We start from the raw sequence: 18,793 nt of genomic DNA, 5'->3' as shown, positions 1-18,793 counted from the left end.
ACCTACCTTCTAGCTATTAAAGCCTATTGCTTTCTGCATTGGGCTTTTTTATTTTGCTTTTACTGGTAAAAAACTAGAGAACTTCGAACTTGCAAACCTGCTATAAGTCCAAGTAATCATTCCACAGTCTTGTGTAGACGCATAAGGAATATGCTGCATTCTTAATGTTGCAATTGTTTCTGGATGAGGATGCCCGAAATGATTATTTCTTCCGGCAGAAATAAAGACCATTTCCGGTTGCAATTGTTTTAAAAAAACGGGATTCGAAGCAGTTTTACTGCCATGATGGCCTAGTTTAAAATAATTAGCTCTCAGATGAAAATTGGCCATAATCTCTTTTTCGCCTTCTTGACCTAGATCTCCCGTGAAAAGCCATCTTTTATTATTTAATTTAAAAGTTAACGACAAAGAATCCTCGTTTTTCCCTGGACCGGGCTTAAAAGGATAAACCACATTAAACCTAATTTGAGGCTCAATTACTTGATCACCGGCAATAAGCTCCACTAATTGGTTAGAAGTAAGATGCCCTGCAATTCTTTTGGCAAATGATGGATTTTTAATGAGTCCGGCAGCCATATATAGCTTTTTTACTTTAATTTGACTTAATAGCGGACCCAAATCACCAACATGATCTGCATCTTGGTGAGTAACAAAAATGCCATCAATTTGATTTATTCCTAATGCTTTTAATAATGGAAGGGTAATTTTATTGACCTGCGGGGTAAATTTTCGTTTGCCAAAATTAAGTTTGCCGCCGACGTCGATAAGGTAGACCTTTCGCGGAAAAGGCGTAGTGATTAAGATACTGTCTCCCTGCCCAACATCAATGAAACTTACTTGTCCCGTTAAAGGAAAGTGAATCGTACAAAAAAGCAACCCATATAAGATACCAAGTCCGCCAATAAATTTAATTTTCTTAAGTAAAACACCGTCATTCAGACAAACTATTATTCCACCCGTCACTAAAAGCAACCCCCCACATTGCCACCAATTAATCTTACCAAACGACAATAAGCCCAATTGTGTAGTCGAAATTTGACCAATCATTCTTTCACCGGTTTCTAAAATGAATTCAAAAAAACCAGATATCGCTGGTAGTTTGGCAAAAATGAATAAGTTTAAAAAAGTTAACGGCATTACAATCCAGTTAAAATATGGTACCGCGAAAATGTTAAAAATAACGGTTAAAAAATTAAACTGAAAAAAGTAAAACAGTAATAATGGCAATAGCAAAGCATTTAAAGCTATTGACTGTTTAATACTGGACATTTTATTGGTCATTTCTAATCCCAGTGCCAATACATAACTCAATAAAGCACCCACTCCACTCATTAATCGCGGATCAAATAGTAAGTGAATTATGCAGGCGAGCCCCAAGATGTCATATTGTGCGATTGGAATTTTCTTAAATTTGAAGATTTGCTTTAAAACAAAAGTTAAACTGGCTCGAATAAAGCCCGCCTGGCCTTTGCTTAGAAAAATCCCAATAACTAATACTAGCAAACAACTAACAAAACTTTCCTTTTCGGTCATCTTAAGAAAGGAACAAATTGCTGTAATTACTATGGTATAAATGCCAACATGAAGTCCAGAAATACTTAGAATATGAATAATTCCCAGATCTCGATAATTATTTAAGATAATTTGATTAGCTGAATTAGGATTTTCTCCTAAAACTAGTTCGCTGCTAAAAAATCCTAAAATTTGCGGCATTCTTTGAAAATACCTTTGTAATTGGTAGCGCAAGTGATGCAAGTAATCAATTAAACCAGTTCTTTTAAGGGATATTCTGCATGCTTTTAAATTAACTTTTTGCCAAATTTTCTTAGTGGCATAGTATTTTTGCGCATCGAATTGACCATAATTTGTTGCCGGTTCAATTGAATTTATTTCACCTTGCAAGTCACTTAGCCAGATTGTTTTTCCTTGTTTTGCTTGCCAAATTTGTTTTTGACTTAATTTAGCCGTCACTAAGACTTTTTTACCATTTAATGTTCCTTGGCCTGAAAGCCAGTCCTCGCTGAGTTTAGTTTCATCAGGGTAAAGTTTAATCACCGAATTTTTAGTAAGAGATAAAGAGCTGGGACGGGCAGTAAACCAGTTTGCAAGCAAAAAACTAGTTAGAAGCAATAAAAAGACACATACAAGTTTGCGATATTTCACTATGACCAATCCGCATAAATAGACAGCTAATAAAACAGTAACTACTTTAGCTATGATAGTCGTACATTGGTAAAGCAAAAAACTGCAATCAATTAGTAATAAGGCGGCAACTAAGAACAGACCAGGCTCAAGGACATCAAACTTCGAGTTGATCTTTAAGCGCCGCAAATGTCTTATCTCCAATTCCAGAAATCTGCTTTATGTCTTCGATACTAGCAAACTGGCCGTTTTTCTGGCGGTAAGCCACAATTAATTCTGCCTTTTTCTCGCCAATCCCGTTCAGCTTTTGTAATTCTTGAGCATTGGCTGTATTAATATTGACCTTGCTGCTTTTTTCTTGTTCTTTCGCATCTGGTGTCTCTTCGTTGCTTGCATTATTGGCGGAAGAATTAGAACTTTCATTAACTGATAAAACAATCTGATTGCCTCTCACTTTTTCTCCGCGATATGGAATGTGGATCTTGTCTTGATCTTTTAGAATTAATGCCCGGTTAACATTTTTTAATTGGGCATTCCTACTCAAACCACCTGCTGCCATAATCAATTCATTCAAGCGAGCACCATTTTTTAAAGTATAAACTCCTTCATTTTTAACTGCTCCCCCAATATCACAAGTTACCTCACTTGTTTTTTGATTAACCGAAGTTGATTCCTTTTGCTTTTTATCATCTAAATCTTGCTTGACAGAAGACGTTGAATTAACCACTTTGGGTTCACTTTTGACGATATTGTTGGCACTTTCTTGCTCACCTTGGCTTTGGTGTAAATATAAAAAGAAAGCGATAATAGCAACTCCAGCAATCAAGACATATTTTTTGTTTTCCAGAAGGAAATCTTTGATTTTTTTCCAATTCATACTTATCACCTCTAATATAAGTACGAAAAAAAGCCCAGAAATTTTTTCTGAACTTTTTAGCGGTAATGTTTATTTAAATAATTTAAAGCATCTTCAAAGGTTCCAACAGGAACAATTTTCATCTTAGTTTTAATTTCTTTAGCAGTTTTACAAGCAACCGCGTAGTTACTTTCGCTCTTTTTTAAAACCGTGGTATCAGTTGGTGCGAAAAAGACCTCTGCGCCAGCCTTATCTGCGGCCACAACTTTTTTGTCTACGCCGCCAATCGCACCAACTTGGCCTTTAACAGAAATTGTTCCCGTCCCGGCTATTTTATGACCTTTTGCCAGGTTTTGCTGGGTAAAAGTTTCATAGCTAGCTAGGGTAAACATTAATCCCGCTGAAGGGCCGCCAATTGCTCCAGCATTAATACTTAGTTTGGGCTTAGTCGTGATTTTAACGTGTTCAATTAATTGGATTCCGATTCCTGGCTTATTCGTCCCAGCAACTTTCACGATCTTACCAGTAAATTTGCGTTCGCGACCGTTGCGTAGAACATTAATAACGACATTCGAACCGATTTGCATTTTTTGAAAATAAGCGATCATTTCCTCAGTAGAATGAAATCTTTTGCCATTAGCTCCGAGGACGGTATCTCCAATCTGCAGCTTGCTCTTAAAGCTGGAATTTTTTTGAACCTGCATGACATAAACGCCCTCATAATTCAATTTAGGCTTTAATCCAGCCTTTTTGGCTGCATAGTAAATCGCATTTTGCTGACTTGTTTCCATATACCAATTTTGTAATTCTTGGTATTGGCTGCTAGTGGCATCGCCGAGTAATTGTTCCTTGGGAACCCGCGTATAAAACTTTTGCGTATAACTTAACAGGTACCGCAAAACCGAGGCGGGACGCGTAGTTTCACTCACCGTTACCAAGTAAAAATTATTGGGCTTCTTGTTTTTACTCTTCATAAATAGGTTAATGGGAACAGCTTCTCCTGGCATTTCAATATAGTAATCAGTTGGCCAGCTTAACCCGATGGCAACTAATAAAACTGCCAAAATGGCGAGTAGCCAGTTACGTTTTTTGTTAGTCTTTTTACCTTGTGGTTTTGGATGATCGCTCATTAGCCCTTCCTCAACTTCTCTTTTAAAGCCGCTGCCGAGCTTGCTGGTAAAAAGCTGCTAATATTTCCACCAAACTGTGCAACCTCCTTGATAACACTTGAAGCGACATAACTATTATTAGGTTCCGTAAAAAATAAAACCGTTTCGATTTTAGGATTTAAATCGTGATTCATGGCTGCGATTTCCTGTTCATACAAAAAATCTTCACTATTACGTACGCCCCGGATAATTACTGACGCACCTAACTCTTGCGCAACATTAACAGTTAATTTATCAGGTCGTTTTAAAACCTCGACTTTTGCTTGACCTTCGGTGGCATCTTGCACAAGACTAACCCGTTTATCAACATCAAAAAGATATTTTTTTGAAGTATTAGTCATTACCACAACGTAAACCTTATCAAAAATTTTAACGGCTTTGTTAATCACATCGACATGACCATTAGTAATAGGATCAAAGCTACCCGGAAAAAGTGCGAAACTCATTTATCTTCCTTTCGATAAAAACGAACAATTGTCTTACCCAAATGATGCTTTTTCGTTAAAGAAAAACCTTCAACTTCACCAATACTGGTTTCATCATCTGTTTCTGCAACCACAATTGCCGCATTAGTTAACAAATCTTTTTCAAGCATTTTCTTCATATCAGCTGCAATTTTTTGCTTAGCATAAGGGGGATCTAAGAAGACTAAATCAAATTTTTGCTTTTCACTTGCCAATTTTTTTAAAGCAGCATTACTAGACATTTTATATACAGTAAACCGATCCTCTTCTTTAGTTAATGCGACATTCTTACGGATGATTTCAACGGCTTGGTAATTGATATCAACAATTGTGGCATGCTCTAATCCTCGTGAAACCGCCTCGATTGCTAGTGCACCGCTGCCTCCGTATAAATCAAGAACCTGGCCCCCCGCAAAAAATTGCCCTAAGCTATTAAAAAGCGATTCTTTGACTTTATCACTTGTTGGCCTAGTTTTCTGGCTTTTAAGCGTCAATAAATTCCGCTTAGCATATTTACCTGCAATAATTCTCATGATAACTGTTCCGTATTTTTTTCTTGTTCTTCAAGCAACTGTTCTTCTGCTTCACTGGCCAAATCTTTAATCTGCTGTTCAATATGTGTACTTGATAAATCAATATTTTCACCGTTGGAACGGTCAACACCATTAACAAAATCGAATGAGTTCAAAACAGCAATAGTTTTATCAGCATCTTTTTGATCAACGTATAAGACGCAATAGTTCATTTTTTTCGAAAAATAAACGATATCGCCAAAGCGTCTCAATTTATATTGATTGCTGACAGAGTTAAGGTAAACGATTAAGCCTTGCCTCTTAGTTACATTACTAGCTACTAAATCATGGTTAATGCTCATTAATAGCCTCTTCCTCTTTTCTAATTCGTTCATTTGCAGCGATATTCAAGACTAGTCCGATTGAAGTCGAAAGCACGATTAAGGAAGATCCACCATAGGAAATAAATGGCAGAGTAACACCAGTAATCGGTAGTAAACCTAGAACAGCCCCAACATTAAATAAAGTTTCGGTAAAAATAATGGTTGTAACACCAAAACAAACTAACGCATCAAACTGTGATTCGGCATGAATACCAACATCCATAATGCTCCACATCAAGTAAAACAACAGCGCTAAAACGGCTAAAGCCCCAATTACCCCGATTTCTTCAGCCGCCACAGCTAAAATAAAATCAGTATATGGTTCAGGTAAATAGCCCCTCTTTTGCATGCTATTTCCTAAGCCGACACCAAACAGCCCACCATTATGGATGGCATAATAGGAGTTGACCAATTGGGCTCCGCCTTTTTGCTCAAGCTCAAAGGGATGCATAAATGACATGAGTCGCCGATATTGGTAACTATCTTGTAAAAACTTGGGGTTCCATTTAATGATTAAAAAAACAAGAAAAAAAACACCAATAGCAATTGCTAACAAGCAAAGGACTGCTTTCTTTGCTGGAACTCCAGAAACAGAAAACATCACTATTACAATCATTGCCAAAATCGCTGTTCCGCCTAAATCGGGCTCAAGAACAACCAAAAACATCATTACGCCGGCTAAAATTGCTGGTCTAGACAGATTTTGAATAATATATCCTTGATTAAAAGAACCGTCATGACGATCAAGATAATAAGCTAAATAAAGCACCAGTGCTAACTTAGCAATTTCGAGCGGCTGTATTTTGATGACTTTCAGATCAATCCAACCTACCGCTCCGTTGACTGCTGCGTCAGAACCTTTAAAAATCTTCAGGATAATCAAATATAGCAGTAGCATCATACTGATACCTAAAAACCAAGCCACAAACTTAGTATTTTTGAAGATTTCGAGCCTTAATAAGAAAGTTACTGTCGCAAAAAGGAAGACAGCAAACACAGCATATATTGCTTGTTTGATTCCATATGTTGCCGGCTTAAAACCATTTACGAGCAAAATATCAGAACTGGCTGAATAGACCATGATAATGCCAAATACAACCAGTAACAGATAAGGAACTAAAATTTTATAGTCCAGATGTTGAAATTTCTGTCGCAAAAGTAGCCCTCCTTTTTTGTAAATTATTATCCCTTATTATAAAACAAAAATGGCACCACTTCATCAGTGAGTGCCGTTCTTGTGGATATTATTTACTTTTTGTTACGTTTCTTATCAGCTTTTTGCCGTTCAGAAGTGTTTAAGATCTTCTTACGTAACCGAATTGATTCAGGTGTTACCTCACAATATTCATCATCATTTAAGAACTCAATAGCTTCTTCCAAAGTTAAAGTTTTTGGCGTTCTGATTGCGGCAGCGTGATCCTTACCAGCAGCACGTGTGTTAGTTAAGTTTTTACCCTTAATAACATTGACTGCAATATCACGGTCACGAGATGATTGACCGACAATCATTCCTTCATAAACTTCAACACCGGCACCGATAAATAGTTCTCCACGTTGTTCAACAGTTTGTAATGAATACGTAGTTGATTTACCCTGACTAATTGAAACCAATGCGCCATTTTGACGACCAGGTTCCCAGTTCTTAACAACTGGTTTATAGCAGTCAAAACTATGGTTCAAAATACCATAACCACCAGTTTGAGACATAAATTCATTGTTATAACCAATTAATCCACGTGAAGGAACTAAGAAGTCAAGGCGAGTCTGGTTATTACCAGTTGATTCCATGTTCTTCATTTCACCTTTACGTTGAGAAAGCGTATCGATAACCGAACCCACATATTCATCTGGCGTATCAACTTGCACAGCTTCGTAAGGCTCGCACATTTGACCATCAATTTCCCGGTAAATTACTTTTGGACGAGAAAGTTGCAATTCAAAACCTTCACGCCGAAGTTCTTCAACTAAAATTGATAAGTGCAATTCACCACGACCAGATACTGTCCACGCATTAATTTGGTCAGTTGGTTCTACCTTCAAAGAAACATCTGTCCGCGTTTGCTTAATTAAACGGTCTTCCAATTTCTTTGGTGTAACCTTGTCTCCTTCACGACCTGCAAATGGTGAGTCACTAGCAACAAAGTCCATTTGCAAAGTTGGTGGGTCAATCTTAAGAAATGGCAATGCTTCAGGATCTTCAGCAGAAGCAATAGTTTCACCGACGAAGATATCGTTGATACCACTGATCGCAATGATGTCACCAGCTTTAGCTTCTGTGATCTCATTTCTCTTCAAACCAAAGAAACCAAATAATTTAGTAACTCGGAAGTTTTGTTGTGACCCATCACGTTTCATAACTGTGATGTTGTCGCCAACTTTTACACTACCACGGTAAATACGACCAATACCGATACGGCCAACATAATCATCCCAGTCAAGCATTGTAATTTGGAATTGAAGTGGCTCATCAGCATTATCAAGTGGAGCTGGAATAGCTTTAATGATTGTGTCGAAAATTGGGTCCATTGTCTCTTTTTGAGTTGCTGGATCCGGATCATATGAGGAAGTACCATTCAATGCTGAAGCATAAACAACTGGGAAGTCAAGTTGTTCATCATTTGCTCCTAATTCAATGAATAATTCCAGAACTTCATCAAGAACTTCTTTAGGACGAGCACCAGGGCGATCAATCTTGTTAATCACAACGATTGGTTTAACACCAGCCTCTAACGCCTTCTTCAACACGAAACGAGTCTGTGGCATTGTACCTTCATAGGCGTCTACCAATAGCAAAGCCCCATCAACCATGTGCATGATACGTTCAACTTCACCACCGAAGTCGGCGTGTCCAGGCGTATCCAAAATATTGATGGTAGTATCACCATATTTAACCGCAGTATTCTTAGATAAAATAGTAATACCACGTTCACGTTCAATATCATTAGAATCCATTGCACGATCTTCCAGAGCCATATGTTCGGGCAGAGTGTCGGATTGTTTCAATAATTGGTTAACCAAGGTTGTCTTACCATGGTCAACGTGAGCTATGATAGCTATATTCCTAATATCGTCTCTTCTTTTTTCTGACAAAAGTATTCCTCCTCCACTCCTCAATAAAAAAACTGTGACAATGTCACAGTTTCGGCGGCACGTCAAAAACATGCTAATCGAAGTGTTTCATATCTGTATATTTACGCTCATTGATTTTAACACCTAACTATATACTGGTCAACGTTTATCCCTCTTTTTCAAATTAAAAATTTAGTATAGAATAAAAAGCAGACAAATTAGCCTAACTTATGGTAAAAATATAGATATAACTTTTTATGAAAGAGTGAATGTAATTGATTTTAATGAAAGATATTACCCGCGACGGTGATCCTGTGTTACGACAAGTAGCAAAACCGCTAACTTTTCCTTTAAGCGACCATTATCGCCATCTTGCTGATGAAATGATGGAATACTTAATTAACTCACAAGATCCAGAAATTGCTAAGAAGCACCAATTGCGTGCCGGTGTGGGACTTGCAGCACCACAGGTTGGCGAAAGCGTCCAAATGGCATCCTTGCTCGTACCCAATGATAAAAACGAAATTATTTTTAAAGAAACAATTGTTAACCCAGAAATTTTGTCTGAATCCGTTCGTCAAGCATGCCTCAGCGAAGGTGAAGGCTGTTTAAGTGTTGATAAAGTGATTGATGGTTATGTACCACGGCCTGATAAATTAAAAATTCATTATTATACAGTCGATGGTGAAGAAAAGACAATTCGGCTCAAAGACTACCCTGCCATTGTTGCTTCACACGAAATTGAGCACTTACGTGGTCACCTCTTTTATGACCGGATTAACAAACAAAATCCGTTCCAATTAGATGATGATACTGTTGTTATTTATTAATTGAGTATACCCGAAATTAAACCGTCAGCTGGTGTTTGACGGTTTTTTTATTAAACTATTAGAACTCGATTCTATACTTGAAATAACAATTATGGTAAAATTTTACTAGCTATTGGGTACTTTAAGCTACCCAAACAAGAACGTTTTATTAACTGAATAAGGAGAATACAAATATGATCTACAAAGTTTTGTATCAAAAAGATAAGGTAGTTAACCCTCGTCGTGAAACTACTCAGACTCTTTACTTAGAGGCTGAAAATTTAGTCACAGCTAGAACTTTGGTTGAGGAAAATACCCCCTACAACATTGAACTCATCCAAGAATTAGCTGGAAATTCACTCGAATATGAAAAAGAGCACGCTGATTTTAAATTGACGTCTTTCGAGAGTAAGAAGTAATTTAAGTGCGTATTAAAAATAATGAAGTCGCTGTCGTTGCAATCGGGGGGTTGCACGAAATCGGCAAAAATATGTATTGTGTTCAATACCAAGATGAAATTATTATCATGGATTGTGGAATTAAATTCCCTGAGGATGACCTTCTTGGTATTAATTATGTTATTTCCGATTATTCTTATTTAATTAAGAATCGGAAAAAAATCAAAGCCTTGGTAGTTAGCCACGGACACGAAGACCACATTGGCGGGATTCCATTTCTTTTAGAAAAAATACCTGAAATTCCCGTATATGCTACACCTTTTGCACTTGCATTAATTAAGGGAAAGCTTGAAGAACATGGTATTTTGCGGACAACTGAACTTCATGAAGAACATGAAGATACAGTTCTGAAATTTAAGAAATTAACTGTTACCTTCTTTAGAACTACTCACTCAATTCCTGATACACTCGGAATCGCGGTTCACACACCACTGGGTGCGGTTGTTTTTACTGGTGATTTTAAATTTGACCTAACTCCAGTAATGAACCAACCTGCACCAGATTTTCAGAGAATGGCTAAACTTGGTAACGAGGGCGTGCTGGCCCTTCTTTCGGATTCGACTAATGCCGAAGTTTCGCAATTTACTAAATCGGAAAGATTCGTTGCCCACTCATTGCATGATATAATCACAGGCATTCATGGCAGAATTATTTTTGCCACCTTTGCCTCCAACCTCTACCGGGTATCAACGGCAATCGAAGCGGCAATTGATACCGGAAGAAAGGTTGCCATTTTTGGTAGAAGTATGGAAAATGGCGTCCAAAACGGAATTGACCTCGGCTATTTAAATGTACCTGAAGGTTTAATCGTTGACGCTAATGAAATCAACCATACTCCAGCTGAACAAGCAATGATTCTTTGTACTGGCTCTCAGGGAGAACCATTAGCCGCTCTTTCTCGCATAGCCAATGGTACGCACCGGCAAATTAGTTTGCAGCCAGGCGATACAGTAATCTTTTCTTCTAATCCAATACCAGGTAACACTTTAAGTGTTAACCACCTCATTAATAAACTAATGGAAGGTGGCGCAAACGTTATTCATGGCCGCATCAATAACGTTCACACATCTGGACACGGTGGTCAGGAAGAGCTGAAGATGATGGTCAGATTGACTAAGCCAAAATATATGATTCCTGTGCACGGTGAATATAGAATGCAAGTTGTACATACGGAATTGGCACAAGCTGCCGGAGTACCGGAAGATCACACCTTTGTCTTAGAAAATGGTGAAGTCCTCTGCTTTAGCCCAGAAGGTTCAAGAATTGCAGGTCATGTTCCTGCCGGAGATGTTTATGTTGATACGTCTGGAACTGCAGATGTGGGCAATGTGGTTGTGCATGATCGCCAAGTGTTATCAGAAGACGGCTTAGTCGTGGTAGTTGCAACAGTTGACTACAAGCATAAACGAGTATTGGCTGGCCCCGATGTTTTAAGTCGTGGTTTTGTCTACATGCGGGAGTCAACAGAATTAATCAATCAAGCGCAAAAACACATTTATCACATTATCAAAAGCGAAATGGATAAGGTAGAAACGCCTAAAGATAGCGTTATTCGCAAGGCAATTATTGAGAATTTAGCGGATTTCTTATATTCCAAAACTAAAAGAAGGCCAATGATTTTGCCGATGATAGTTGAGAAAAAATAATTGAAGCCCCAAACGGGCTTTTTTATTTAAAGTAAAAAACAAAATGAATTCTAATTTAAAAATACACCTACTCGTCAATGAAACTGCTGGTAATGGTCGTGCAAAAAAGATATTAGATCGCATGGTTTTATTGCTGATAAAGGAAAAAATAACTTTTGATGTTAAAAAGAGTGCATTTGCCGGTGAAGCCATTCGGTTAGCACAAACATATGCTGACAAGCAGCATTTGAAAAACGAAGTTTTAATTATTATTGGCGGTGATGGATCACTAAACGAAGTATTAAACGGTATCAAAAGATCGCAGAATCCGTTAACCCCGTTCGCCTACTTACCGGCCGGAACCGGAAATGACTTTGGCCGTGCTGCTAATCTTCTGAGTGATCCGCAAGAGCTTCTTGACAATATAAAACAGCACGTCTTTACCCCCACCCTAACCGATTGTGGCTCCTTTAGACTTCCCGAGATTAGTGAGCAAACTTATTATTTTGCGAATAGTTTTGGGATTGGCTTTGACGCATATGTGAACCACCTTAGCAATATTTCTAACCTAAAAAAACTGCTGAATAAACTAAATGAAGGCAAGTTAATCTACGGTCTTCATATTTTATCGGCCTTGTACAAGCAGGATACCTTTCACGTTGATCTGGAAGCTAATGGTAAAAGATGGCATTATAACGATGCCTTTTTAGTAACTACCACCAATCACCCGTATCTTGGTGGTGGCATCCCACTTTTACCTTGCGCTAAAATTGATAGTCATAAAATTGACACGGTCATTGTTGAAAAGGATAGCTTAAAAAAATTAGTTAAGCTTTTTCTAGATCTATTAAAAGATGGTTCTCATCTTAATGACCCGCAATTTCATTATATTGAGGCAGATAAAATTACGGTTGAAACTAGTCAAAAAGAATTTGCCCAAGTTGATGGCGAGCAAATAATAAGACAGCCCTTTAAACTTGAATTTGCTGTTGATCAATTTAGACTGTACCGGTAAAAACAAAAAGAATCATGAAGAATTTATCTTCATGATTCTTTTTTGCTTTAAAATTGATAAAGACTATACGATTTTGGATTGAGCAAAAATACTCATTTTACGTGTAAGTTTGTTTAATTCTTGAAGATTGACATGGCTACCAGTAGTACAAATATCATAAATTCCACCATCATCAATTAACCGATGATTGGTCAATTTAAAGCCATTGTACTGGTAAAAAGCTAAGCGCTTTTGTCGCTGTTCATAATTGTCGGCCTCAGATGTAACGGGCTCAATATCTAAGAAGATCTGCTTAGCGGGATATCTTTCTTTTAGTAAAGTCAGTACCTGACTGCCATACCCGTGTCCTCTTTTGGCCGGGTCAATTGCTAAATAGAAAAGATAAACCGCCTTTTCATCAACCGCAGTATAAGTGAGACCAATGAACTGGTCCTGATCATATAGACCCTCAAATTGAACTGCCTTTTTTAAGGACAATAACTGTAACTGCCAAAGTGGGAATCGCTCATTTTGCGGGAAAGCACTTAAATATAGTTTTTTAATTTTTCGATAATTGGCAGATAACCATTTAACCTGTTTAAATTTTAAAATAATACCCTTTCTTTCTCTCTAAAAATCATTCTAAAACGCATCAAATGAACCATTCTTTTTTTCCTTTTTAAAGCAATAATTGAAGATAACAATGCCAACAATTAGCCAAAACGAATTAACTGCTACAAAAGTTAAGTAGGTACTAAGCGGAACGCTTTTACCTATAAATAAGCTCCGTACGATTTCGATACCACTGGCATACGGAATAATCTGCTGATAAGGCGTAATCATTGGTTGATAGATATTGGAAAACATTACCAGTAAGGCCTGTAGTATTGTTGCCCACTGTCCCATTCGCTTATAATGAATTGAACCGGAGGCAAAAATCAGCCCGATACCAAACATTCCTAAGTTTGAAATCAAGGTAAAAACAAATGTTAGTAGAAAAGCAATACACAAGTCAAGCAATGAAAAATGACCAAAAAAGCTCGTGACAATACTGATAATGATTAAATAAATCCAGGTGTAGAGTTCTTCAACAATTGTTTGGACTAAATAGATTAGCCATAAGGGAAGAGCTGATTGCGCCTCAGTTTCAAATATTCCCGATATTTCATCGCTTTCGACACTACTACTACATGAGTTTAAGGCAGAAACACCATTGCTCCAGAACAAATAGCCGATTAGAGTTATCAAGACGTTGCCCTTGATCCCATATTGCTGACCAATATTATTACCGTTTGCTCCGAATAAAATGAGTAGCAGAGCACCAGCATATATGATCATTTCGGTGATTGTTGCATTGAGATAACGCAGTTTGATTTTTAGCTGCAGCTTAAGCTGAACCACAAACAAAGTTACTAACTGTTTTAACTTATTCATTTAATTCACCCCTTGACTTTAGCTGTATATATTATGGTAAATTGCCAATAAATCAGCTTCTTCGAGATGATGATCAACTACACGCGGAATCACTTTATCTTTAATAAAGAGATATTGATCAACGACCCCCGATAACATCTGAGTATCATGCGACGAAACGAAAATTAGTTTATGCTGATTATTTTTCAGTGCCAAAATAAAGTCTGCCAAATCCTTTTGCGCAGAAATATCTAAGCCATTTGATGGTTCATCAAGAAGAACAAAATCCGTTTGCATGGCGGCGCCAACTAGAATGGCTGCCTTCTTCTTTTGACCAGTTGATAATTCCTGAAAAATTGTCTTCATATTTGGAGAAAAATTTAATTCAGCTGCTAATTTGGCAATGCTCTTTTGGGCAATTTTGGGATCAACGCCTCTAATTGACGCAAAAAATTGACAATTTTCCCAAGTATTCAGCCGGTTAATTAGTCCTCTTTCACCAGAAGCAATAAAAGACGTATGTGAACTTGCCCATTTAGCATAATCTTGGGCTACTTGATCATTGGTTATTCGGCCTTCCGTTGGCTCCAGAACTCCTGCAATAAGACGCAAAAGTGTAGACTTGCCTACACCATTTGGGCCGATTAGGCCTACAACTTTTGGCTGAACATTAATTGTTAAATCAATTTGATTTAAAACCATTTTTTTGCCATATTTTTTTGTTAGTTGCTCAAATTTTAGCGCCATTGGCAAGTCCTCTTTTCATTAATTTTTAAGAATTAATGAATTATAACATTGAAGTGTAACAATATCAACTTAGGTAGGAAATCGCTGCGGCAAGTTGGACTAATTCCATTATGACCGCAACTAAGCTTTCTTCATCTGCTTGAGCCCAAATTTCACCCGTATTTGCATCATATTCAAAGCCATCAGCTAAAATTAGTTCTTCTGCCGAATCTAGCAAGTTTTGGTCACTGGCACTGGGATCAATTTTAAAAAGAGTTCGACCATCATCGCCAACCCGGAAATAATTATCTTTTTGTTCTACAAAACAATAGATTGACTCACCCATTGCATCTTGAACAAACGTAACAATTTCCCAAGCATTATCTGCGATCTGACAAATTTGCGTCTGGTCCAGGACCCACGAGCCGATTGCCTTTTTTAATTGTTGACTTTCATTAGCAAAATTTTGGTTCATTTAAAAAGTTTCTCCTATTCTGAGTTAATGCTTTATTCCTGGCTTAATATCAGCCATTCCAATCATTGGGTCAATTTTACCAGCGTAAATTAATTCAGAAGTAAGTACATAATCTTTAGGATTTTCTTCTACCTGCTCGTCTACTTTTGGTCTTTCCACCTTATTCTCAGGGATTGTCTGACTAACAACGCCTAATTGCTCATGCAATTTCTGACTTAAACCAGTTTGCCGATCATTACCAGAAGTATTAAGCGCCATCACATACGCCCGAGGATCGCCAATTAAAACCAAGTTTTTTTCGGCACGCGTAACCGCAGTGTACAGCAGATTCCGTTTCAACATAACATAATTTTGCATTGTTAAACTCAAAATTACTAGTGGAAATTCCGATCCTTGAGCCTTATGAATTGTTATTGCATAAGCTCTGGTCAAATCAAATAAATCTTTTTTGCTAAAGTTTATTTCCCGTCCATCAAAGTCTGCAGTCATACACTTTTGCGGATTTTTTTCATCAATCGCTAAAATTTTACCAATTTGACCATTATATATATCTTTTTCAGGGTTATTTTGTAACTGTAAAACCCGATCCCCTATCCGAAAAGCTTCATCATGAACTTCGAGGATTTTACTGTTAGGTTTAGCCGGATTCATAATTTCCTGTATAACATTATTCAGATTGGTTACTCCACCTGGTCCTTGATACATGGCACCTAAGACTTGAATGTCATCTTTAGCAAAACCATGGGCAATAGCTCTTTCAACTATTTGGCTTACTACATGATCAACTTCATGCGGCGGACAAGAAATGAAAGAATAATTTTTGGTTTTAGTAAACAAAGATTGCTGATCTTCACCCTCATTAATATCATGAGCCAACGTAATAATACTCGAGTCGTCTCCTTGACGGTGGATTTGCTTTAAAACAGTTGTAGGAAAAGCATTAGCCTTAATTAAATCACTAAAGACATTGCCTGCACCAACCGATGGCAATTGGTCCTTATCCCCAACAAAAACGATATGCTTTGTATCATTAATGCTAGAAATCAGTTGCTTAAACAAAAACATGTCAACCATAGACATTTCATCGATAATTAAAATTTCGCCGTTTAATTCGTTTAGATCAGTAACGTCATTTTCACCAATTCCTAATCCCAACATCCTGTGAATGGTCTTGGCCGTAATACCGGTAATCTCTTCCATTCTTTTAGCAGCCCGACCTGTTGGAGCAGCTAGTAAAAAAGGCGGATCGCTACTATACAAAGACGAAGCAGGAATTTCAGCCAGCTCTCGCAATGAAAGTAAAATACCATTGATAATAGTTGTCTTACCTGTTCCCGGGCCACCTGTCAGAATCGAAATCGGGTTAGTTAAAGCATTTTTAATGGCCAGCTTTTGGGTGTTGTCATAGCTAATTTTTAATTTCTTCTCAGCATTTTTTATGGCCGTTTGAATTGCTCGTTCCTTATATGGCTTGGTGGTATTCTTCCGCTCAATCAAATTCTTCATCGTGAGAGCAATTTCGTTTTCAGTCTCAAAAATAGACTGCAATGCAGCATCTTCACCAGATACAACAATTTTGCCCTGGTGCTGGAGATTGTTAACGCACGTAGCAATGGGATCAAATTGTTTAATTTGTAATAACTTACTTGCTTGCGTTAGAAGTAAAGCCAACTTTACAAAGGTATTTCCCTCTTTACTTAGTTCATCGAGTAAAATTTGGAAAATTGCACCATTAATACGTCGCGGATCATCGGCAGCAATTCCTAATTTACTGCCCATTCTATCAGCACTTTTAAACGCATAGCCCGTAACTTCTGCAATCGCGGCATACGGATCTTGCTCCAATTTAGCTAGAGTTTCACCGTGATAAATTTGATACAGTCTAGCTGCCACTTTTTTATTTAAGCCAAATTGTGCTAATTTAAGAACAATCTCTGAGTATGAGTCCATTGAATTAACACCCGAAATCAAACTGTCCTTTTGCTTTTTGGTTAATGGCAATGTGGCCACTTTAGCCGGATTATCTTTTAACACGGTTAAAGCATTTGTTCCTAAAGCTGAGATGATAGTATCCGCAGCCTTTTTCCCAATTCCCGGAAATTTACTGGAACTTAAATAGCGTGTTAAACTTCCTTTTTCTTGCGGAACTGATTGCTTATAGCTGTCACAGCGAAATTGCAAGCCAAATTTATTATGTACGACTAGCTTGCCGTCAAAAGTGTAAGTTCCACCTTCCTGAATATCGCCAAAACTACCAGTAACTTTAATTTCTTCTCGATCATAATCTTCTAGTTTACCAATGATAGTTACATCAAGAATTTTAAAAAGATCCTGATCGTTTTCAAAAACTATTCGATTTAATTTACCGTTAAACTTAGTCATTTTTCTTTTCCGAATCGTTAATCATTTTTAAAATTGCATCATATTGTTCTTGAGCCTGCTGGTAAAATTTAGGATCCTCTTGTTTAGCCTTGTGTAAATATTCTTCAGCTTCCTTGCGATTATCATTAAGAGTTGTTATGCCTAGCATGAAATTGACCTTAGCACTTCTTTGATTTTCGTTTATTTGCTGATAGCTCGATTTTGCACTAGTTAAATCACCTAAGCTTAGCCAAATATCTCCCAGCAATTCTTTAACCCGATTATCGATATTTTTGATTGTTAATGCATGGGCTAAAGCCTTCTGTCTTTGTCCCAATTTGAGAAAAACCAGAGCCTTTTGGTATAAGACCAAGTCATCATTTGGGATTTGGTTTAGTAACTCTAAAGCTTTAGCAAAATCGCCTTGTAGATATAGACAAACTGCCAAATCATAGTCTAAATCTTGCGGATTTTTAACAAGATGTTTTGCTTGTTCTAAAAGCTGTGTTGCTTGGTCAAAACTCCCCTGTTCAATTAGACAAGTAGCAAGTTTTAGGTAATTTTCAGTATTTCGCGGGTCTGCATCAATTTTAGTAATCAGATCATGAATCTGCTTTTCAGATTGCTGCTTATTTTTTGCTTGGTTATTTTGGTCATTTGTCATAGTGAATCTGTTCCTAATATTTTTCTTCCTAAAAACTTAGTTTCATTCCAAACGAGTAAGTGGAAACTTTTTCCCTGATCGGTCGTTTCCAAAATACTTAAACTAGTATTACTGAGGGCGCCATTATGACGAATATCATAAAGAGGATAAGCTAAAAGTCCGCCCATGATCGCGCTTAAAGCTGCACCATGACTTACAGCAATTACTTTATCGCTATCATCAGGGTATTTTTGAGCAATTTCCTGGGCAAAACTCCATCCACGCTGAATTACGTCTGAATAGTCTTCTCCGCCGATGCTTTTACCATCATACTTTTCAGGGCTATCCCAAATATCCGCGACTTGCTGCGGATACTGCCTAGCAGCCTCTGAAAAATTAAGTCCTTCCATTTTACCCAAGTCAAATTCGCGTAAACGCTTGTCTCGGTTAATTATTAAAGAAGAAACCATACTCGACTTTAATCTTTTGGCAGTTTCATATGCACGATTTATCGGACTAGAATAAAAACCAGCAAACTTCGTTTGACTTAAATATTGTCCAAGTTTTTGAATATCAATTAAACTTTGCGGTAAGAGTGGAGAATCACCATGTGCTCCCTGAAATCTTCGTTCTAAATTCCATTCCGTTTTTCCATGTCTAATAAAATAAATCTGCATTACTAATCGATCAATCT

19 protein-coding genes are annotated in these 18,793 nt (G+C 37.4%); 4 read left to right on the top strand and 15 right to left on the bottom strand.

All coding sequences use genetic code 11. From position 1 onward, the window contains the following. Nucleotides 1-48: 48 nt before the first annotated feature. The 8 genes from J3U54_RS04725 to typA all read right to left on the bottom strand — a co-directional run bounded on the left by J3U54_RS04725 (nucleotide 49) and on the right by typA (nucleotide 8,616). Nucleotides 49-2,331 (bottom strand): DNA internalization-related competence protein ComEC/Rec2, encoded by a 2,283-nt coding sequence (locus tag J3U54_RS04725; protein ID WP_267385282.1) that lies wholly within the window; start codon nucleotides 2,329-2,331, stop codon nucleotides 49-51. Beyond that, complete coding sequence (locus J3U54_RS04720) at nucleotides 2,300-3,019, bottom strand: helix-hairpin-helix domain-containing protein (RefSeq protein WP_220235381.1); 720 nt, start codon at nucleotides 3,017-3,019, stop codon at nucleotides 2,300-2,302. Before J3U54_RS04720 ends, J3U54_RS04725 begins: the two co-directional genes overlap by 32 nt. A 56-nt stretch (nucleotides 3,020-3,075) precedes the next feature. Next, the gene (locus J3U54_RS04715) at nucleotides 3,076-4,128 is read right to left on the bottom strand and encodes a SepM family pheromone-processing serine protease (RefSeq protein WP_103751557.1); all 1,053 of its coding nucleotides are present in this window, start codon (nucleotides 4,126-4,128) and stop codon (nucleotides 3,076-3,078) included. Then, nucleotides 4,128-4,613, bottom strand: a complete 486-nt coding sequence (gene coaD, locus J3U54_RS04710; RefSeq protein ID WP_103751556.1) for a pantetheine-phosphate adenylyltransferase — start codon at nucleotides 4,611-4,613, stop codon at nucleotides 4,128-4,130. Before coaD ends, J3U54_RS04715 begins: the two co-directional genes overlap by 1 nt. Next, nucleotides 4,610-5,164 carry a 16S rRNA (guanine(966)-N(2))-methyltransferase RsmD gene (gene rsmD, locus J3U54_RS04705; RefSeq protein ID WP_103751555.1) on the bottom strand — a complete coding sequence of 185 codons (555 nt, stop codon included), beginning with the start codon at nucleotides 5,162-5,164 and terminating at the stop codon, nucleotides 4,610-4,612. Before rsmD ends, coaD begins: the two co-directional genes overlap by 4 nt. Next, nucleotides 5,161-5,505, bottom strand: a complete 345-nt coding sequence (locus J3U54_RS04700) for a YlbG family protein (protein ID WP_267385279.1) — start codon at nucleotides 5,503-5,505, stop codon at nucleotides 5,161-5,163. The genes rsmD and J3U54_RS04700 overlap by 4 nt, the downstream gene beginning before the upstream one ends. After that, complete coding sequence (locus J3U54_RS04695; RefSeq protein ID WP_267385278.1) at nucleotides 5,495-6,682, bottom strand: FtsW/RodA/SpoVE family cell cycle protein; 1,188 nt, start codon at nucleotides 6,680-6,682, stop codon at nucleotides 5,495-5,497. Before J3U54_RS04695 ends, J3U54_RS04700 begins: the two co-directional genes overlap by 11 nt. 92 nt (nucleotides 6,683-6,774) lie before the next feature. Next, entirely contained in the window at nucleotides 6,775-8,616 is a 1,842-nt protein-coding gene (gene typA / locus J3U54_RS04690) for a translational GTPase TypA (protein WP_267385277.1), read from the bottom strand. A gap of 254 nt (nucleotides 8,617-8,870) precedes the next feature. Between typA and def the strand changes: the two genes are divergently transcribed. The 4 genes from def (at nucleotide 8,871) to J3U54_RS04670 (ending at nucleotide 12,502) form a co-directional block, all read left to right on the top strand. Further along, nucleotides 8,871-9,425 (top strand): peptide deformylase, encoded by a 555-nt coding sequence (gene def / locus J3U54_RS04685; protein ID WP_103751551.1) that lies wholly within the window; start codon nucleotides 8,871-8,873, stop codon nucleotides 9,423-9,425. Between the two features lie 173 nt (nucleotides 9,426-9,598). Then, nucleotides 9,599-9,823 carry a DNA-dependent RNA polymerase subunit epsilon gene (locus tag J3U54_RS04680; protein WP_103751550.1) on the top strand — a complete coding sequence of 75 codons (225 nt, stop codon included), beginning with the start codon at nucleotides 9,599-9,601 and terminating at the stop codon, nucleotides 9,821-9,823. A gap of 5 nt (nucleotides 9,824-9,828) precedes the next feature. Beyond that, nucleotides 9,829-11,508 carry a ribonuclease J1 gene (rnjA, locus tag J3U54_RS04675; protein WP_220269594.1) on the top strand — a complete coding sequence of 560 codons (1,680 nt, stop codon included), beginning with the start codon at nucleotides 9,829-9,831 and terminating at the stop codon, nucleotides 11,506-11,508. 43 nt (nucleotides 11,509-11,551) lie between these two features. Then, entirely contained in the window at nucleotides 11,552-12,502 is a 951-nt protein-coding gene (locus tag J3U54_RS04670) for a diacylglycerol/lipid kinase family protein (protein WP_267385274.1), read from the top strand. A 63-nt stretch (nucleotides 12,503-12,565) separates the two neighbouring features. On the opposite strand, the gene J3U54_RS04665 is transcribed toward J3U54_RS04670, so the two are convergent. The 7 genes from J3U54_RS04665 to J3U54_RS04635 form a co-directional block, all read right to left on the bottom strand. Next, nucleotides 12,566-12,979 carry a GNAT family N-acetyltransferase gene (locus J3U54_RS04665; RefSeq protein WP_164715346.1) on the bottom strand — a complete coding sequence of 138 codons (414 nt, stop codon included), beginning with the start codon at nucleotides 12,977-12,979 and terminating at the stop codon, nucleotides 12,566-12,568. A 144-nt stretch (nucleotides 12,980-13,123) separates the two neighbouring features. After that, nucleotides 13,124-13,915 carry an ABC transporter permease gene (locus J3U54_RS04660; RefSeq protein ID WP_267385273.1) on the bottom strand — a complete coding sequence of 264 codons (792 nt, stop codon included), beginning with the start codon at nucleotides 13,913-13,915 and terminating at the stop codon, nucleotides 13,124-13,126. A gap of 18 nt (nucleotides 13,916-13,933) precedes the next feature. After that, entirely contained in the window at nucleotides 13,934-14,641 is a 708-nt protein-coding gene (locus J3U54_RS04655; protein ID WP_267385272.1) for an ABC transporter ATP-binding protein, read from the bottom strand. Between the two features lie 64 nt (nucleotides 14,642-14,705). After that, a complete protein-coding gene (locus tag J3U54_RS04650; protein ID WP_267385271.1) occupies nucleotides 14,706-15,095 on the bottom strand; it encodes a DUF1828 domain-containing protein in 390 nt (129 codons plus the stop codon). Nucleotides 15,096-15,119: 24 nt separating this feature from the next. Beyond that, on the bottom strand, nucleotides 15,120-17,477 hold the full coding sequence (locus J3U54_RS04645; protein WP_267385269.1) for an ATP-dependent RecD-like DNA helicase: 2,358 nt from the start codon (nucleotides 17,475-17,477) through the stop codon (nucleotides 15,120-15,122). Further along, nucleotides 17,470-18,120 carry a tetratricopeptide repeat protein gene (locus J3U54_RS04640; protein WP_267385267.1) on the bottom strand — a complete coding sequence of 217 codons (651 nt, stop codon included), beginning with the start codon at nucleotides 18,118-18,120 and terminating at the stop codon, nucleotides 17,470-17,472. The genes J3U54_RS04645 and J3U54_RS04640 overlap by 8 nt, the downstream gene beginning before the upstream one ends. After that, nucleotides 18,117-18,776 (bottom strand): histidine phosphatase family protein, encoded by a 660-nt coding sequence (locus J3U54_RS04635; protein ID WP_267385266.1) that lies wholly within the window; start codon nucleotides 18,774-18,776, stop codon nucleotides 18,117-18,119. Before J3U54_RS04635 ends, J3U54_RS04640 begins: the two co-directional genes overlap by 4 nt. Between the last annotated feature and the right edge of the window lie 17 nt (nucleotides 18,777-18,793).

The organism is Lactobacillus sp. B4007 (assembly GCF_026535895.1).
In the GTDB taxonomy this organism is placed as follows: domain Bacteria; phylum Bacillota; class Bacilli; order Lactobacillales; family Lactobacillaceae; genus Lactobacillus; species Lactobacillus panisapium.
Note: the sequence above shows the minus strand (reverse complement) of the source record. Positions and strands in the feature narration are given on the sequence as shown.

What these genes read in the sequence shown, in the direction of transcription:
- J3U54_RS04655 (WP_267385272.1), bottom strand. Translation starts at nt 14,641, where the DNA reads ATGGCGCTAAAATTTGAGCAACTAACAAAAAAATATGGCAAAAAAATG.
- J3U54_RS04670 (WP_267385274.1), top strand. Translation starts at nt 11,552, where the DNA reads ATGAATTCTAATTTAAAAATACACCTACTCGTCAATGAAACTGCTGGT.
- J3U54_RS04700 (WP_267385279.1), bottom strand. Translation starts at nt 5,505, where the DNA reads ATGAGCATTAACCATGATTTAGTAGCTAGTAATGTAACTAAGAGGCAA.
- rsmD (WP_103751555.1), bottom strand. Translation starts at nt 5,164, where the DNA reads ATGAGAATTATTGCAGGTAAATATGCTAAGCGGAATTTATTGACGCTT.
- J3U54_RS04650 (WP_267385271.1), bottom strand. Translation starts at nt 15,095, where the DNA reads ATGAACCAAAATTTTGCTAATGAAAGTCAACAATTAAAAAAGGCAATC.
- J3U54_RS04680 (WP_103751550.1), top strand. Translation starts at nt 9,599, where the DNA reads ATGATCTACAAAGTTTTGTATCAAAAAGATAAGGTAGTTAACCCTCGT.
- J3U54_RS04640 (WP_267385267.1), bottom strand. Translation starts at nt 18,120, where the DNA reads ATGACAAATGACCAAAATAACCAAGCAAAAAATAAGCAGCAATCTGAA.
- J3U54_RS04660 (WP_267385273.1), bottom strand. Translation starts at nt 13,915, where the DNA reads ATGAATAAGTTAAAACAGTTAGTAACTTTGTTTGTGGTTCAGCTTAAG.
- J3U54_RS04715 (WP_103751557.1), bottom strand. Translation starts at nt 4,128, where the DNA reads ATGAGCGATCATCCAAAACCACAAGGTAAAAAGACTAACAAAAAACGT.
- J3U54_RS04720 (WP_220235381.1), bottom strand. Translation starts at nt 3,019, where the DNA reads ATGAATTGGAAAAAAATCAAAGATTTCCTTCTGGAAAACAAAAAATAT.
- J3U54_RS04635 (WP_267385266.1), bottom strand. Translation starts at nt 18,776, where the DNA reads ATGCAGATTTATTTTATTAGACATGGAAAAACGGAATGGAATTTAGAA.
- J3U54_RS04645 (WP_267385269.1), bottom strand. Translation starts at nt 17,477, where the DNA reads ATGACTAAGTTTAACGGTAAATTAAATCGAATAGTTTTTGAAAACGAT.
- coaD (WP_103751556.1), bottom strand. Translation starts at nt 4,613, where the DNA reads ATGAGTTTCGCACTTTTTCCGGGTAGCTTTGATCCTATTACTAATGGT.